This window comes from Deinococcus detaillensis (assembly GCF_007280555.1).
Classification (GTDB): Bacteria; Deinococcota; Deinococci; order Deinococcales; family Deinococcaceae; genus Deinococcus; species Deinococcus detaillensis.
The window spans coordinates 92572-106890 of the sequence record NZ_VKDB01000008.1 but is presented as its reverse complement, the minus strand read 5'-3'; the positions used below and the strand labels follow the sequence as shown (position 1 = coordinate 106890).

The following is a 14319-nucleotide window of genomic DNA, read 5'->3' as shown; positions in this document are numbered from 1 at the left end:
CACAGCCTCATCAGAAAAAGTGGACTCGAACAAGTCGGCTTTCACAAATACTGTAGGGTCCATTTCGCCGCGCCGCTCAGCCTTCCGGCGCGGGCCAAAGCCGCAGCGTCGGGAGCGGGGTCTTGCCGCCACACATAAGCGCTGACCCGCTCGGCAAAGTCGGCTTGGTCGTACTTGGCGGCGGGCAGCAGCGTTTGAACGATGCTGCCGCCGCTGACCCGGTACACCGCGCCGTAAAGCTGGCCTTTGCGGGCGTCCAGCGAGACGGCCTGCTCTCCCTCGTGCTGGGCGTCGATCAAACTCTCCAAGGTGCCGATGCCCAGCACGGGCGCACCGATGGCGCGGCCCAGTCCTAGCGCGTAGCTGGCCCCCACCCGCACGCCGGTATACGACCCCGGCCCAGTGCCGATCACGATTTGCTGCACGGCGCTTTTTGGCAGATTGGCTGCCGCGAACAACATTTCCAGAGCGGCAGGAAGCTGCTCGGCGTGGGCACGCCCGACTTGGCGCACTTCGCAAAATTCGCCGTGCGGCGTCAGCAATCCCAGCGCCAGATAAGGCGTGGCCGTTTCGATGGCAAGGGTAATGGGGTCAGGAGATAAGTTCATTTGGGTTGGGGCCTTCGGTGAGTGCTGTTGGTTAAGAACATGCAGCGCCTTATTCAGTCCTCTTTCAAATATCCAGCGCCGATGAGTTCTTTGAGGAGGGCTTCCAGATCGTGCAGGGCAACGTCGCGGCGCAGGGCGTATTCGGCGGGAGTCAGGCCGTCCACCAAGGCTTTTTGGAAACTCAGCCCATCTTGGCCATAGCGGGCGCGGAAGCTCTGGTAAGCGGCAGTAATGGCGTTGACCGCGTCGCGTCCGCGCAAAGTCGCTACGTAGCCGTGATGCGCCCAGCCGGCCAAGCTGCGCGGCAAAATCAGGGTTTGTGGGCGCAGCGGCGCGGGAAAAGCCCCCTCATACGACAGGCCGGCGGGTAAGGTCGCCACCACTTGCCCCTGATCGTAAAACACCGCTTCGCCGGGGCGCGAGTGCAGCCCGGTAAAATCGTCGGTGAGATTGAACTTCCACGCCCGGCTGCCTACCCCGCTGAGAATGTGGGCGAGGCGCTGATCGAGCGGATAAGCCGACAGCGGCGCACCCTGGTCGTAGAGGTGCAGCAGTTCGCCCAGCGCCTGCTCTCCGGTGCTGCTCAGGCCCGCCGCCGCCACGGTGCGGCCTTCGTAGACCAGCACGTAAGCGGCCTGCTCGCCGAGGCCCGCGTGCAAAAAGCCGTACCAATTCTGGTCGTGCAAAAAGCGCAGGAAGTCGTGTAAGTTGCAAAATCCTGTTTGGATGCCGGTGTGGCTTGGCGTCACGGCAGGCAGAAAGCGGGCCAGAAACGGCGTGGTGCCGGGAAACATCGGTGTGAGCGCCGTGACCATCATGGCGCTTGCGCTCCCCACTTGCGCCTGCGCTTGTGTCTGGGGCGAGACGCTGAGGTGCAGCTCTGTTTTGCCGTCCGTGTCTACAGGGGACTTGGCGCTGCTTTCGCGGCCTTCCACCAGCAGGTCTTCCGGCAAAATCAAACCGTCGAGCAAGCCCGCCAGGCTGCTTTCGCCGCTTTCCGCCTCGGGCTGCGGTGTTTTTTCGGTGAGGGGCTGTTCGGGCGCGTTGCGGCGCGGGGCTGTGCGGCGCTTGGCGTCTTTGCCTTCACCTTCTGGCTGAGGATTATTGGTCACGGGAGCCGTCTCCTTGGGCTTTGGCTGAGTTAGCACTCTTCAGTTCAGCACGGTAGCGGGCCGCATTGGCGACGTAGTTGGCGGCGTTGCCTGCTGCGTCCACGGCCTTGATGACTTTGGCCGGCACGCCCACCGCCAGCATTCCGTCCGGCACTTCGCGGCCTTCGGGGAGCAGCGCCCCCGCGCCCAGCACCGCGCCCTTGCCGAGGCGGCTGCCGTTGAGCATCACCGCGCCCATCCCTACCAAGCTGCCGTCTGCGCAGACCGCGCCGTGAACGATGGCGCGGTGGCCTACCGTCACGTTCTGGCCGAGAGTGCAGGGAAAGCCGGGGTCGGTGTGCAGCACCGCGCCGTCTTGCACGTTGCTGCCTTCTCCCACTGTGATCGCCTCCAAATCGCCGCGCAGCACCGCGCCAAACCACACCGAGGCGTTTTGGCCGATCACCACGCGCCCGATCACGTCGGCGCTGGGGGCAATAAACGCCGATTCGTCAATCTGCGGCGTAAAGCCTTCCAAACTGTGCAGGCTCATCCTTCACGTCCAGCTTGCTTGAGAGCGGCGCGGAGCAGCTCGCGGTCTTCATCAAAGCTCAGCGTGCTCAGCGCTTCGTCGGCGCTTACAAAACCGCCCTCAATAAACGTGCTTTCGAGTTCGCCCGCTTCGGTGCTGGCCTCCATCAAAAACCAAGTGATGGCTCTGGCCTCGCCCCGGTCATTGGTGTAGTGGGTGGTGGGCAACTCGCCGGCGATGCTGGCCTGCACGCCGGTTTCTTCCCGCACCTCACGCACGGCGGCTTGCTGGGCGCTTTCGCCCGCTTCGAGGTGACCTTTGGGAAAAGCCCAGTCACCGCTTTTGTAGCGCACCAGCAGCACCCGGCGGCCGCGCAGCACCACACCGCCCGCTCCCGGTACCGGCACTTGAGACGTGGGGGAAGATGAAATCATTTCAGCAGTATAAGGGTGAGTTCAAGCTGGGGGCCGGTGGGGGAGGCAAAACGAGTCGGGGGCCGTTGGTAAATGTAAATGCTGGGCCAATCTTTTTTTAGGTCTGGTCAGGGCGCTCACGCTAGGCTAGGGCCATGCAAACCGAATACAAAGGCCGCCTGATCCAAGCCGATCAAGTGGACGTGGCGCTTCCCTCCTCGTGGGGTGGCAGAGATGACGGGCCGCAGGGCTGGATCAAGGTGGACGGCGTAGACGTGACCGACCAAGTCGCGGTGGAAGGCGGCGACCTCGAAACCCACGTTCAGCGGGCCAAAGCACTCATCGATTCGGGCGAGATTTAGAGCGCTGGGCAGCGCGGATGACTCAGCGCAGATGATTTACTGACGCGAATCGATTTGCTGAACCGCCCAAGCGTTGCCGTCTGGATCGCTGAAGAAGATGAAGCCGACGTAGTTCAGCGCCTCGCCGTCTTGGGCAGTGCGCCGCCCTCCCGCACCGATGACGCTGACTTCGCTGACCTTCACGCCGCGCCGGGTCAACTCGGCGTGGGCGATGCGGAGATCGCTGACCACCAATTGCAGTCCCTTGAGTGAGCCAGCGGCCATCTGCTGAAGAGCGTTTCCCAGCACCACCGAACAGCCCGACCCCGGCGGCGTCAACTGCACCACGCGGGAAGTCGGGCTGACTTGGGTGTCGTGATCTACCCGGAAGCCGAGTTGCTCCGAGTAAAAAGCGTTGGCACGGCTGACATCGCTCACGGGAACCACCACCACTTCAAGCGTCCAGTTCACCTTCTCCTCCTCTAGTCTTGCGTGGTTCAGTCTCCCGCGATTTCGAGCGTTCCGGTTGCCCGTCCCAGTTGCGTTCTGGGGGTCAGACCGTCAGCACGGATCATCCGGCGCACTTCTTGGCAGCGGCAAGACGGATAAGTGCAGAGCATGCCCTCGGGATGCCGAGCCAAAAATGCCTGTACGCCGTCCACCAAGTCGCGCACGCGGTAAGCGCTGAGCTGGGCGCGGCCCACCGTGACGTGGTGGCCCTGCACATGCGGCGCGATATTTTCAAAATCTGCCGAGCAATTGGGAAAAGCCGTCGGCACCACCTGGCCGCTGAGCGGCACGTAGCGCGTCAGCAGCGGCACGCCCGCCAAATACTCGCCGTAGTGCAAAGTGGTGTTGCTGGAATGATCCACGCCGAGCAGCAGAGCCACCGCGTCGAGGTCGTAGAGCGCTCCAATCGGGCCGTATGGACTGAGCAGCGACTGGGCTTCCACGACGGCGCGGGCTTCTTGGCCCACCGCCACGAAGCTCAGCGCCGGATGAAAAGAGCGCAGGGCGTCGGGCCGCTCGACCAGCAGTTGCGGCAGCCGCCCGATGTCGCGGCTGACCCGGCTTTCGCGGCTAAAATGGGCATAAATGGTCGAGGTCGGCGCACGCAGCAAAGTCGCGTAAGTAAACGAAGGTGCGCTGAGAGTGGCCGTGCGGCGCATCAGTTCGCCGAGCAGCGCGGGCGCTCCGCCCTCGACTTGCCCGAAGGCCCGCAGGCTGGCGTGGACAATGGCGTGCTGAGTGCCGTCAAGCCCGAGCGCCGATAGCCCCTCGGCCAGCATGGCGGGCGTGACTTGCGGGCGGCGCAGCATGTTGAGCATAAACAGCAGTTTAGCGCGGAAAGCGGGAGGCGAAAGCGGCGTATGAGCGGGAGTGAGTCGCCAGTCAAAAAGCCAAAGAAATGGCCAAGCCCTAAGGGGTTTGGTTTCAGTTCTTTTCCGTAAAGGCGACAAGCTCCGAGCCAAGCACCAAAAAGAGGCCGCCAAGCTTTCCTCTAGTGGCCCCATTAACGCTAAAATCTTACTTCACAAACAACATCTGCCTGTAAGTCGGCACCCTGCCTCCAACTTCGTTCTACTTGTCCGCCCTATTTGACAAACAACATCTGCCGATAAGTCGGCATCGGCCAGTGTTTGGCGGCGACGACTTTTTCCAGTTTGTCGGCAGCCACCCGCACCGCTTGCATGGCGGGCAGCACGTTGCTCTGCATGTGGTGGGCTTTGTCTTGAATTTCTTCGCCGCCCTCCGCCGCATTCTCCACGCGCAACTTGCACACGGCGTCATACATCTCGTCGGCGGCGGCGGCCACTTCTTCAGAGATGGCGGCGGCGGCCCTGCCCTGCTTGATGCCGCTCAGCTCGGCCAAGTACGCCAGCGCGGCGGGCATGATCTGGGTGGCGGCCACCGACTCGGTGGTTTCGCCCTCGATGTTGACGCTCTTGAAATAGATGTCGTACATGATCTCTTGGCGTGCGGCCAGTTCGCGGTCACTCAGAACTTGGTACTTGGCAAACAGCTCTGCGTTTTTGGCGTCGGTCAAATGCGCGATGGCGTCCAAGCTGGTTCGCATGTTGAGCAGGCCGCGCTCGTGCTCGGCTTCTTGGTGCCACTCGTCGGCGTAGCCGTCACCGTTAAAGACGATGCGCCTGTGCTTTTCGTAAGTCGCCTTGACCAATTCGCCCACCGCCGCCTGAAGGTCCATGCCGCCATCGAGCTTGGCTTTGAGTTCGGCACTCAGCGCCTGCACCGCGTCGGCCACGACGGTGTTGAGCACCGTGACTGGAAAGGAAACACTCTGCGAGCTGCCCACCGCGCGGAACTCGAACTTGTTGCCGGTGAAGGCAAACGGGCTGGTGCGGTTGCGGTCTCCAGCGTGGCGCGGAATTTGCGGCAACACATTAGAGCCCAGGCCCAAAAAGCCCGCTGCTGCGCCGCGCCCTCCCACACCGCTGGAAATCCTGTCCAAGATTTCAGTGAGTTCGCTGCCCAAAAAGATGCTGATAATCGCAGGCGGCGCTTCGTTGGCACCCAGACGGTGATCGTTGTTGGCTGAGGCCACGCTGATTCTGAGGAGGTCTTGGTGTTCGTCCACCGCTTTGATGATCGCCGAGCAAAAAAACAGAAACTGCAAGTTTTCGTGCGGGGTCGCGCCGGGTTCAAGAAGATTGTCGCCCAAATCGGTGCCCATGCTCCAGTTGCAGTGCTTACCGGAGCCGTTGATGCCCGCGAAGGGTTTTTCGTGCATCAGAGCCACCAAGCCGTACTTGCGGGCGGTGTTACGCAGAATTTGCATAATCAGTTGTTGGTGGTCGGCGGCCACGTTGCTGTGCTCGTAAACCGGAGCGATCTCGAACTGGCCCGGCGCGACTTCGTTGTGGCGGGTCTTGACCGGAATGCCCAGCGCGTAGAGCTGCAACTCCGAATCGGTCATGAAGCTCAGCACCCGGTCAGGAATTGCGCCAAAGTAATGGTCTTCGAGTTCTTGGCCGCGTGGGGGCTTTGCGCCGAAGAGGGTGCGGCCCGTCATCACCAAATCGGGGCGGCGGTAGAAATAGTCTTCGTCAATCAAAAAGTATTCCTGCTCCACGCCGAGGCTGCTGCTGACCCGGCTCACCGGCTTTTCGAACAAACTGAGCGCCGGAACCACCGCTTTGTTGAGCGCTTCTATGGAGCGCAGCAGCGGGGTCTTGAGGTCGAGCGCTTCGCCGGTCCACGACGCGAAGGCTGTGGGGATGCACAAGGTCGCACCGTTGGCGTGGCGCATGATAAAGGCCGGGCTGGAGGGATCCCAGGCGGTGTAGCCCCGCGCTTCGAAGGTGGCCCGTAGGCCGCCCGAAGGAAAGCTGGACGCGTCGGGCTCAGCCTGAATCAGTTCGCCGCCGGAAAACTGGGCCAGCGCCGTGCCGTCACCGCTGGGCGTCAAAAAGCTGTCGTGCTTCTCGGCGGTGCCGCCGGTCAGCGGCTGGAACCAGTGGGTGTAGTGGGTGGCTCCCTTGTCCATCGCCCAGGTTTTCATGGCCAGCGCCACCGCGTCGGCGATTTTGGAATCCAGCGTCTCGCCGCGCTCCAAGGTGGCCTGCAGGCTCCTGAACATCGGCTTCGATAAGCGCTGGCGCAGGGTTTCGAGCGTCAGAACATCTGAACCGAACACTTCGCTCATCACTTGGCTGGGGCTGTAATGCTGCTCAACGTCAACCCGCCAGTTGCGGGCGGCGGCGACGACTTCAAAGTCTTGATTCATGCGTTCTCCTTGGGTGCGGTGCTGAGGATGCAGGACTGAGCAGGTCTGAGCCTTTCTGGAAAGGAGTCGCGCTTTTGGGTAAAAGGTCGCAACGTCTTCCGGCTTCGTGTGAGTATAAAGGACAGCATAAAATGGCGTCAACGATTTGTCAGACAACTTGCCTCTTTCCGGCTCGTTTCTCTGTGCTGATTCAAGTCTTAGCGCGTTTTGACTCTTTGAATCCGAACATTGGGACAGCTTTGTTGCTACATTTTGCAAGGTGCAGCTGGCTTTCAGCGCCCCTGATCAACTTGGCGGCCAAGAGCCTGAGCGCCCCCAGCAGGCCAGTTGGCTAAAATAATGGAGCCTTCACCTTCATCCCCGTTTCCCCCACCCTCACCTCCTTTTACTCGCTGCGAGGTTTTTATGAACTCAGCCGAATCCGTTTCACCGACCCAAGCCGAAATCTTGCAGCGGCTGCACGATGGCCACGTCAACTTCTTGCGCCTGCAATTTAGCGACGTGCTGGGCACCGTCAAGAATATCGAGGTGCCGCGCAGCCAATTTGAAAAAGCCCTCTCCGGCAGCGTGATGTTTGACGGGTCTTCCATTCAGGGCTTTACCCGCATCGAAGAATCCGACATGCTGCTCTCGCCCGACCTCTCCACCTTTTTGATTTACCCGCAGTTCTCGCGCGAAGAAGGCGAGCGCGGCAAAGTCGCCCGGATCATCTGCGACGTGTTGCTGCCGTCAGGCGAGCCGTTTACCGGCGATCCGCGTCACGTCCTCAAGCGCCAGATCGCCAAAGCCGCCGAAAGTGGGTTGAAGCTTTTTGCAGGGACCGAGCCGGAATTCTTTTTGTTCGAGCGCGGCGAGGGCGGGCGCGGCACCACCCTGACCAACGATCAGGCCGGATACTTCGACTTAGCCCCAATCGACAAAGGCGAGCGTATCCGCCGCGAAATCACCAACAAACTCGTCGAGATGGGCTTTGAAATCGAGGGCGCTCACCACGAAGCCGCGCCGGGCCAGCACGAGATCGATTTCCGCTATCAAGACGCGCTGGCCGCCGCCGACGCCATCAGCACCTTCAAGTTCGTGGTCAAACGGGTGGCGCTGGAATACGGTCTGCTGGCCAGCTTCTTGCCCAAGCCGGTGGCGGGCGTCAACGGCAGCGGCCTCCACGTTCACCTCTCTCTTTTTAGAGGCGGCGACAATACTTTTTACGACAAAGCCGGCGAATTCGAGCTTTCCGACACCGCGCTGCACTTTATCGGCGGTCTGCTCGAACACGCCCCCGGCATGTGCGCCGTGACCAACCCGACGGTCAATTCATTTAAGCGCCTGGTGCCGGGCTTTGAAGCGCCGGTCAACGTGGCGTGGAGCACTTCCAACCGCTCGGCCCTGGTGCGGGTTCCGGCCAAGCGCGGCAACTCCACCCGCGCCGAGTTCCGCTTGCCCGATCCGAGCTGTAATCCGTATTTGGCCTTAGCGGTGATGCTGGCGGCGGGCCTCGACGGCATCGCGCAAAAAACGGTGCCGCCACCAGCTATCCAGCGCAACATCTACCAAATGACGGTGCGCGAAAAGCGCCACCACCGCGTCCGCGAGCTGCCCCGTGACCTCTACGACGCCCTCGACGACCTGGAGCGCGATGAGGTGATCGCCGGGGCGCTGGGCGCACACGCCCTCGAGCACTACCTGCGGGCCAAGCGGGCCGAGTGGCGCAGCTACGCTTCGGTGGTTCATCCCTGGGAAATTGGGCAGTACCTCGAATTGGTCTGAGGCCAGCTTTGAATTTGGCGCTGAACAGGCCAGCCGATGAGTATTGGAGCGTTAAATGAGTGAGAATTGCTCAGTCCTTGATCAGCTCGCAATAATATACCTTCCAATCAATGTTTATTTAACGACAATTGCGTGGCAGGCCATGAGTCCAACATTGACATCGCATTAAGTACCTCATACACTGTCCCCAGTTCCCACTTAACCTGTTGCCGCTTTGACGGCACTTGGAGGCTTATGAAAAAAACCAGTATTCTTGCCCTGACGTTGATCGGTAGCTTGGCTTTAGGTTCGGCCAGCGCCCAAACCTCTCTCAAGATCGCCAGCCTCTCCCCGCTCTCCGGCGGCCAGTCCGACCTCGGCTCGCAAATCAAGAACGGCGCTCAGCTCGCCGTCAACGAATACGTCCCCCAGTTCAAAAAACTCGGCTACGATCTCAGCCTGACTGGCTACGATGATCAAGCCGATCCTGCCACCGGCACCGCCGCCGCCCGTAAAATTGCCGCCGACACCAGCATTCTGGCGGTCGTGGGCACGCTCAACTCCGGCGTGGCGATTCCTTCCAGCGCCGCTTTGGCTCCCAGCCACGTGGCTATGGTCAGCCCGGCCAACACCGCCAACCAGGTCACCGACCGCGGCCTCAAGAACATGAACCGCATCGTGGCGCGTGACGACGCCCAAGGCCCAGCCGGAGCCAACTTCATGTTGACCAAGCTCAAAGCCAAGAGCGTGTACCTCCTCAATGACAAAACCGCTTACGGCGAAGGTCTGACGGCGGAAGTCAAGAAGGCTCTGCTCGCCAAGAACACCAAGATTTCCGGCGACGAAGGCACCGAAGAAAAGAGCGATTTCTCGGCCATCATCCAGAAAATCAAGCTGACCAAGCCTGACGCCATCTACTTCGGCGGCATCTACAACCAAGTCGGCGTGTTCGTCAAGCAGCTGCGTGAAGCGGGCGTCACCGTTCCGCTGGTCGGCGGCGACGGCCTCGACAGCGAGCAGATGGTCACCATCGGCGGTAAAGGCTCGGACAACGTCTACTACACCACCGTGGCGGCCCCTGCCGACGCGCTCCCCGCCGCCAAGAAAGTCGCCGACGCGTACAGCAAGGCTTACGGCAAGGACATTCAGGGCTTCGGTATCTTCGGTTACGACGCGGCCAAAGTGGTGCTGCAGGGCATTTTGCTGGCTTCCAAAGACAACGGCAACAAGCTCCCCAGCCGCGAGCAAGTCGAAACAGCCATGCGTAAAGTCCGCGCCACCGGCCTGCTTTCCGGCACGGTGCAGTTCAACAGCATGGGCGACCGCAAAGCCGCCAAGATGTACATCATGAACATCAGCGCGGGCAAGTTCAATCTCGATTCCACCATCAACGTCAAGTCTCCCGTCAACTAAACCCTGTAGGCTTCGCGGCTTTTCAACACAGGCCGCGCAACAGGGGCTGGGCAATGTGCCCGGCCCCTTTTTTGAGTAACCAAACCTGACGCTGAACTGACTGTGGAAGCGGCCTGTGCGCCGCAAAGGGGGAACTCACTTGGATTTTGCAACACTCGCGCCATTTTTGGTCGGAGTGATTATCAGCGGCTTGGTGCTCGGCTTTGTCTACGCCATTATCGCGCTGGGCTACACCATGGTGTACGGCGTTTTGCAGCTCATCAACTTCGCTCACTCGGAAGTCTTCGTGACCGGCGCAGTGGTGGGCTTCGAGATCTTCCGGGTGCTGGCCGACAACCCCATTAACGGGTATCTCAAGCTTCTGATCGCGCTGGTCGCGGCGATGGCGGCGTCGGGCGGGCTCAACGTCCTCATCGAGCGCCTGGCTTACCGCCCGCTGCGCAACGCGCCCCGTTTGGTGCCGCTGATTACCGCTATCGGGGTTTCACTGATCTTGCAAGACTTGATCCGCATTATCGAAGGCTTTCAGGGGCGCTTCGATTTGACGTATCAGTTGCCGCAGGGCTTCAGCACTCCGTTTTGCGGCCCTGAAAGCACTTGCTCCGGCGTCGGCAGTCTGCTGGCCAAAATCGGCATCAGTCTCCAGATCAAAGAAGTTGTGATGGTCTTGGTGGCGCTGCTCTCGCTGGCCGCCCTCAATTACCTGGTGAACTTCACCAAACTGGGCCGCGCCATCCGCGCCGTTGCTCAAGACCGCGTTACGGCTGGCCTGATGGGCATTGACGCCAACGGCATCATCAGCCTGACCTTTTTGATCGGCGGAGCGCTCGGCGGCGTCAGCGGCGTGCTGTTCGGCCTCAAGTTCGGCACCGTCAATGCGTACTCGGGCTTTGATCCGGGCATCATCGCTTTCACGGCGGCCGTGCTGGGCGGTATCGGCTCGATTCCCGGCGCAGTGCTGGGCGGCTTGGTGCTGGGCGTGATCCAGAACCTCATCGGCGTGACCAACATCCTCGGCGACGCGCTGGGCATCGCCAACCTCGGCGTCATCGATTCGTCGTATCAGCGCATCGGCGGCTTTCTGGTGCTGGTACTCATCCTGATCTTCAAACCCACCGGGCTGCTGGGCCGCAGCAATGTGGAGAAAGTATGAACGCGGGGACAGTATGACCGCCATCCGTCCAGGTTCGCAGCTGCCCATCAGTGCGCCTGACCGCAGCATTTGGCTGATCGTCATCGCGGTGATCAGCAGCGCCCTCTTGTTGGTGAGCCAGGAGCAAAATTGGCTGGCCGCCCTTCCCTCAGTCGTCAGCAATTTTCTCAAAAACCCTTTGGTCGCCTCGCTGGTTCTGACCCTCTTTTTGGCGAATTTGCTGTTCGCTTACCGCTGGAAAGCCCACCTCTGGGCCAAACTGCTGGTCGGTGGGCTGAGCCTGTTTCTGATTTTGCCCTGGGCTGGGCGCGACAACACCTCGGTGCTGGACTTGGCGATCCAAATCGGCATTTTTGCCGCGCTGTCGCTGGGCCTCAACATCGTAGTGGGGCTCGCCGGACTGCTCGACCTCGGCTATATCGCCTTCTTTGCGGTGGGCGCGTACACCTGGGGCATTTTCGGCAGCGGACAGATCGGCAAAGTCCTGACTTACTTCAAGGACAACGGCGGCAACAACGGCCCTACGGTGGCGCTGGGCGGCTTGGTGCTGGTCATCATTACCGCGCTGAGCTTGCGGGCCATCAACCGGGTCAAGGGCAAACGCCCACCGCTGACCAGTGCGGCGTTTTTGCTGGCGGCGTTTGGGCTCCTAGCCGGCGTGACTTTGTTGGTGCGCGGCATCGTCATTTTGGCTTCGGCCAACGCGGCGGGCTTTGCGGGCGGCGTCAACCCCAATTTCTTCTGGCTGTTTCTGATTTTGGCAGTGGCGGCGGCGGCCAGCGTCGGCGTGCTGATCGGCTTGCCGGTGCTTAAGCTCAAAGGCGATTACCTGGCCATTATCACGCTGGGCCTCGGCGAAGTGATCCGGGTGCTGGCCAACAACCTCAGCACCTATTCCAATGGCTCGCAGGGCATCACGCCCATCGGCTCGGCCTCGGTGCCGTGGTTTAATTCTCTGGCTGGAGCGCTGGGCTTTTCACCGGCACAGTACAATTTGTTTTTCCTGTATTTCGTGGTGCTGGCGATCATCGCCATTATCATTCTGGCCAATATGCGGCTTGACCGCTCCAAAATTGGTCGGGCCTGGATCGCCATCCGCGAAGACGAAATTGCCGCGCAGGCGATGGGCATTCCGCTGGTGAAGACCAAGCTGATCGCTTTTGCCACCGGCGCGAGCTTTGCTGGCGTCATGGGCGTGATTTTTGCGGCCAAGCAGGGCTTTATCAGCCCCGAATCGTTTATTCTCAACCAGTCCATCTCGGTGCTGAGCATGGTGGTGCTCGGCGGCCTGGGCAGCATTCCCGGCGTAATTTTGGGGGCTGCCGTCGTGACCATTCTCAACATCAGCTTGCTGCCTTCTTTGGGTGAGGCTACGGCTAGCCTGAATTTGCCGCCGCAGGTTAATCCGGCTCAGTTGCAGCGCCTAGTGTTCGGTAGCATCTTGGTGGCGATGATGCTCTTTAGGCCAGAGGGCCTGCTGCCCAGCGTTCGGCAACGCCGCATGATGCACGAAGACGACGACCCGACCGATAACCAGACCCCGCAGGACTCGATCGCGGGCGAACTCAATCCCGAGAATGCGGCGGAAGTCTACTCGCCGGGCGTGGCGACCCGGGCCGACGACGAGCGCGGCGGAGGTACACAATGACGGCTGCTGCGCGTCCCAACCTCGGCAAGTTGGCGGCTTCCGGCAACATCTTGAGCATCAAAGGGCTGACCAAAATCTTTGGCGGCCTGACGGCGGTCAACAACGTCGATCTCGAAATTCCGCGCCAGAGCATCGTCAGCGTCATTGGCCCCAACGGCGCAGGCAAAACCACGTTCTTCAACATGATCACTGGCATCTACGAGCCGTCCAGCGGCACGGTGGATCTCGACGGCGAAAATCTGGTTGGCCTCCGGCCCGATCAGGTTACGGCGGCAGGCATCGCCCGCACTTTTCAGAACATCCGGCTGTTCGCCTCGATGGACAGCCAAGAAAACGTGATGGTGGGCCGTCACTCGCGCCTCAAGGCCACCTACATCGATTCGTTGCTGCGAACCAAGCGTTTTCACGAATCGGAAAAAGAAGCCGAAGACGTGGCCAATTTGATGCTGGAGTTTGTCGGTCTGGCCCGTTTCCGGCACGATCTGGCCACCAACTTGCCTTACGGCGATCAGCGCAAGCTCGAAATCGCCCGCGCCCTAGCGACCAGTCCCAAACTGGTGCTGCTCGACGAACCGGCGGCAGGCATGAACCCCCGCGAAACCGAAGAACTCAAAAGCCTGATTCGCCGCATCCGTGACGATCTGGGCGTGACCGTTTGCCTGATCGAGCACGATATGCGCTTGGTCATGACCCTGAGCGAACACATCACCGTGCTCGATTACGGCACCAAGATCGCCGAAGGGCTGCCGCATGAAATCCGCAACAATCCCAAAGTCATGGAAGCGTACTTGGGACGCGGCGCGGTGGCGGGCGAGTACGGCAAAGAAGAAGTGATTAAAGGGAGTGCGAATGCTTGAACTGAAGGGCGTTCACACCTACTACGGCCACATTCACGCCCTCAAGGGCATCGATGTGCTGGTGCCCGACGGCGAAATCGTGGCGCTGATCGGCGGCAACGGCGCGGGCAAAACCACTACACTCCGCACGGTGAGCGGAATGCTCAAGCCCAAGCAGGGCAGCGTCACCATGCAGGGCAAAGACATCTCGGGCATGCCGGCGCACCAGATTATGCAGATGGGTATGAGCCACGTGCCGGAAGGTCGCCGCATTTTCCCGCAGCTGACTGTCCGCGAGAACTTGGAGATCGGAGCGCACACCGTCACTGACCGTAAAGTCGTCGAGGAGCGCATCCAAGAAGGCTTTACCTATTTCCCGCGCCTCAAAGAGCGCGAGAACCAGCTTGGCGGCACCATGTCCGGCGGCGAACAGCAGATGCTGGCGATTGCCCGCGCCCTGATGGTCAATCCCAAGCTGCTGCTCCTCGACGAGCCGAGCATGGGGCTCTCGCCGCTGTTCGTGGAAGCGATTTTCGACATCATCGTCGAACTCAACGCCAAGCGCAAAACCACCATCTTGCTGGTGGAGCAAAACGCCCAGATGGCGCTCTCGGTGGCCAAGCACGCCTACGTGTTGCAAACCGGTGAAGTCAAGTTGTCGGGCAACGCGTCGGACATTGCCGAAGACGAGAGCGTCAGAAAAGCCTACTTGGGCGAGGACTAGCAGCGAGCAAAGACGGAGCGCACACGCTATAGTGCGGCTCACCGCTCAACTCACATTCTTTTGGAGGAT

General features: G+C 60.8%; 14 protein-coding genes. 7 read left to right on the top strand and 7 right to left on the bottom strand.

Going from position 1 to position 14319, the window contains the following annotated elements; all coding sequences use genetic code 11:
- Positions 1-41 precede the first annotated feature (41 nt).
- Genes tsaB through FNU79_RS09620 form a run of 4 tightly spaced genes read right to left on the bottom strand, consistent with a single transcriptional unit; the run spans position 42 to position 2665 of the window.
- A complete protein-coding gene (gene tsaB, locus FNU79_RS09635; protein WP_143720632.1) occupies positions 42-608 on the bottom strand; it encodes a tRNA (adenosine(37)-N6)-threonylcarbamoyltransferase complex dimerization subunit type 1 TsaB in 567 nt (188 codons plus the stop codon).
- A gap of 53 nt (positions 609-661) precedes the next feature.
- Positions 662-1720, bottom strand: coding sequence for a hypothetical protein (locus tag FNU79_RS09630; protein WP_225430000.1), 1059 nt, complete (start codon positions 1718-1720; stop codon positions 662-664).
- Positions 1710-2252 carry a gamma carbonic anhydrase family protein gene (locus tag FNU79_RS09625; protein WP_143720631.1) on the bottom strand — a complete coding sequence of 181 codons (543 nt, stop codon included), beginning with the start codon at positions 2250-2252 and terminating at the stop codon, positions 1710-1712. The genes FNU79_RS09630 and FNU79_RS09625 overlap by 11 nt, the downstream gene beginning before the upstream one ends.
- Positions 2249-2665, bottom strand: a complete 417-nt coding sequence (locus FNU79_RS09620; protein ID WP_143720630.1) for an NUDIX hydrolase — start codon at positions 2663-2665, stop codon at positions 2249-2251. The genes FNU79_RS09625 and FNU79_RS09620 overlap by 4 nt, the downstream gene beginning before the upstream one ends.
- 134 nt (positions 2666-2799) lie before the next feature.
- Here FNU79_RS09620 and FNU79_RS09615 point away from each other — a divergent pair, with 134 nt between their 5' ends.
- Positions 2800-3006 (top strand): hypothetical protein, encoded by a 207-nt coding sequence (locus FNU79_RS09615; RefSeq protein WP_124867767.1) that lies wholly within the window; start codon positions 2800-2802, stop codon positions 3004-3006.
- Between the two features lie 36 nt (positions 3007-3042).
- On the opposite strand, the gene FNU79_RS09610 is transcribed toward FNU79_RS09615, so the two are convergent.
- The 3 genes from FNU79_RS09610 to FNU79_RS09600 all read right to left on the bottom strand — a co-directional run bounded on the left by FNU79_RS09610 (position 3043) and on the right by FNU79_RS09600 (position 6733).
- Complete coding sequence (locus FNU79_RS09610; protein ID WP_143720629.1) at positions 3043-3456, bottom strand: VOC family protein; 414 nt, start codon at positions 3454-3456, stop codon at positions 3043-3045.
- A 26-nt stretch (positions 3457-3482) separates the two neighbouring features.
- Entirely contained in the window at positions 3483-4313 is an 831-nt protein-coding gene (locus tag FNU79_RS09605) for an AAC(3) family N-acetyltransferase (protein WP_143720628.1), read from the bottom strand.
- Positions 4314-4579: 266 nt separating this feature from the next.
- Positions 4580-6733, bottom strand: coding sequence for a glutamine synthetase III family protein (locus tag FNU79_RS09600; RefSeq protein WP_143720627.1), 2154 nt, complete (start codon positions 6731-6733; stop codon positions 4580-4582).
- A gap of 405 nt (positions 6734-7138) precedes the next feature.
- On the opposite strand from FNU79_RS09600, the gene glnA reads away from it, so the two are divergent.
- The 6 genes from glnA (at position 7139) to FNU79_RS09570 (ending at position 14250) form a co-directional block, all read left to right on the top strand.
- Positions 7139-8497, top strand: a complete 1359-nt coding sequence (gene glnA / locus FNU79_RS09595; protein WP_124867759.1) for a type I glutamate--ammonia ligase — start codon at positions 7139-7141, stop codon at positions 8495-8497.
- Between the two features lie 234 nt (positions 8498-8731).
- Positions 8732-9889, top strand: coding sequence for a branched-chain amino acid ABC transporter substrate-binding protein (locus tag FNU79_RS09590; RefSeq protein WP_143720626.1), 1158 nt, complete (start codon positions 8732-8734; stop codon positions 9887-9889).
- A gap of 139 nt (positions 9890-10028) precedes the next feature.
- Positions 10029-11042, top strand: a complete 1014-nt coding sequence (locus FNU79_RS09585; RefSeq protein WP_143720625.1) for a branched-chain amino acid ABC transporter permease — start codon at positions 10029-10031, stop codon at positions 11040-11042.
- 13 nt (positions 11043-11055) lie between these two features.
- Positions 11056-12690 (top strand): branched-chain amino acid ABC transporter permease, encoded by a 1635-nt coding sequence (locus FNU79_RS09580; RefSeq protein WP_143720624.1) that lies wholly within the window; start codon positions 11056-11058, stop codon positions 12688-12690.
- Positions 12687-13547: an ABC transporter ATP-binding protein gene (locus FNU79_RS09575; RefSeq protein ID WP_143720623.1), complete on the top strand. Its 861-nt coding sequence runs from the start codon at positions 12687-12689 to the stop codon at positions 13545-13547. Before FNU79_RS09580 ends, FNU79_RS09575 begins: the two co-directional genes overlap by 4 nt.
- Entirely contained in the window at positions 13540-14250 is a 711-nt protein-coding gene (locus tag FNU79_RS09570; protein ID WP_143720622.1) for an ABC transporter ATP-binding protein, read from the top strand. Before FNU79_RS09575 ends, FNU79_RS09570 begins: the two co-directional genes overlap by 8 nt.
- Positions 14251-14319 lie beyond the last annotated feature (69 nt).

Excerpts from the sequence above, each read along its gene's own strand:
- tsaB (WP_143720632.1), bottom strand. The coding sequence starts at position 608 with ATGAACTTATCTCCTGACCCCATTACCCTTGCCATCGAAACGGCCACG.
- FNU79_RS09625 (WP_143720631.1), bottom strand. The coding sequence starts at position 2,252 with ATGAGCCTGCACAGTTTGGAAGGCTTTACGCCGCAGATTGACGAATCG.
- FNU79_RS09620 (WP_143720630.1), bottom strand. The coding sequence starts at position 2,665 with ATGATTTCATCTTCCCCCACGTCTCAAGTGCCGGTACCGGGAGCGGGC.
- FNU79_RS09615 (WP_124867767.1), top strand. The coding sequence starts at position 2,800 with ATGCAAACCGAATACAAAGGCCGCCTGATCCAAGCCGATCAAGTGGAC.
- FNU79_RS09605 (WP_143720628.1), bottom strand. The coding sequence starts at position 4,313 with ATGCTCAACATGCTGCGCCGCCCGCAAGTCACGCCCGCCATGCTGGCC.
- FNU79_RS09600 (WP_143720627.1), bottom strand. The coding sequence starts at position 6,733 with ATGAATCAAGACTTTGAAGTCGTCGCCGCCGCCCGCAACTGGCGGGTT.
- glnA (WP_124867759.1), top strand. The coding sequence starts at position 7,139 with ATGAACTCAGCCGAATCCGTTTCACCGACCCAAGCCGAAATCTTGCAG.
- FNU79_RS09590 (WP_143720626.1), top strand. The coding sequence starts at position 8,732 with ATGAAAAAAACCAGTATTCTTGCCCTGACGTTGATCGGTAGCTTGGCT.
- FNU79_RS09580 (WP_143720624.1), top strand. The coding sequence starts at position 11,056 with ATGACCGCCATCCGTCCAGGTTCGCAGCTGCCCATCAGTGCGCCTGAC.
- FNU79_RS09575 (WP_143720623.1), top strand. The coding sequence starts at position 12,687 with ATGACGGCTGCTGCGCGTCCCAACCTCGGCAAGTTGGCGGCTTCCGGC.
- FNU79_RS09570 (WP_143720622.1), top strand. The coding sequence starts at position 13,540 with ATGCTTGAACTGAAGGGCGTTCACACCTACTACGGCCACATTCACGCC.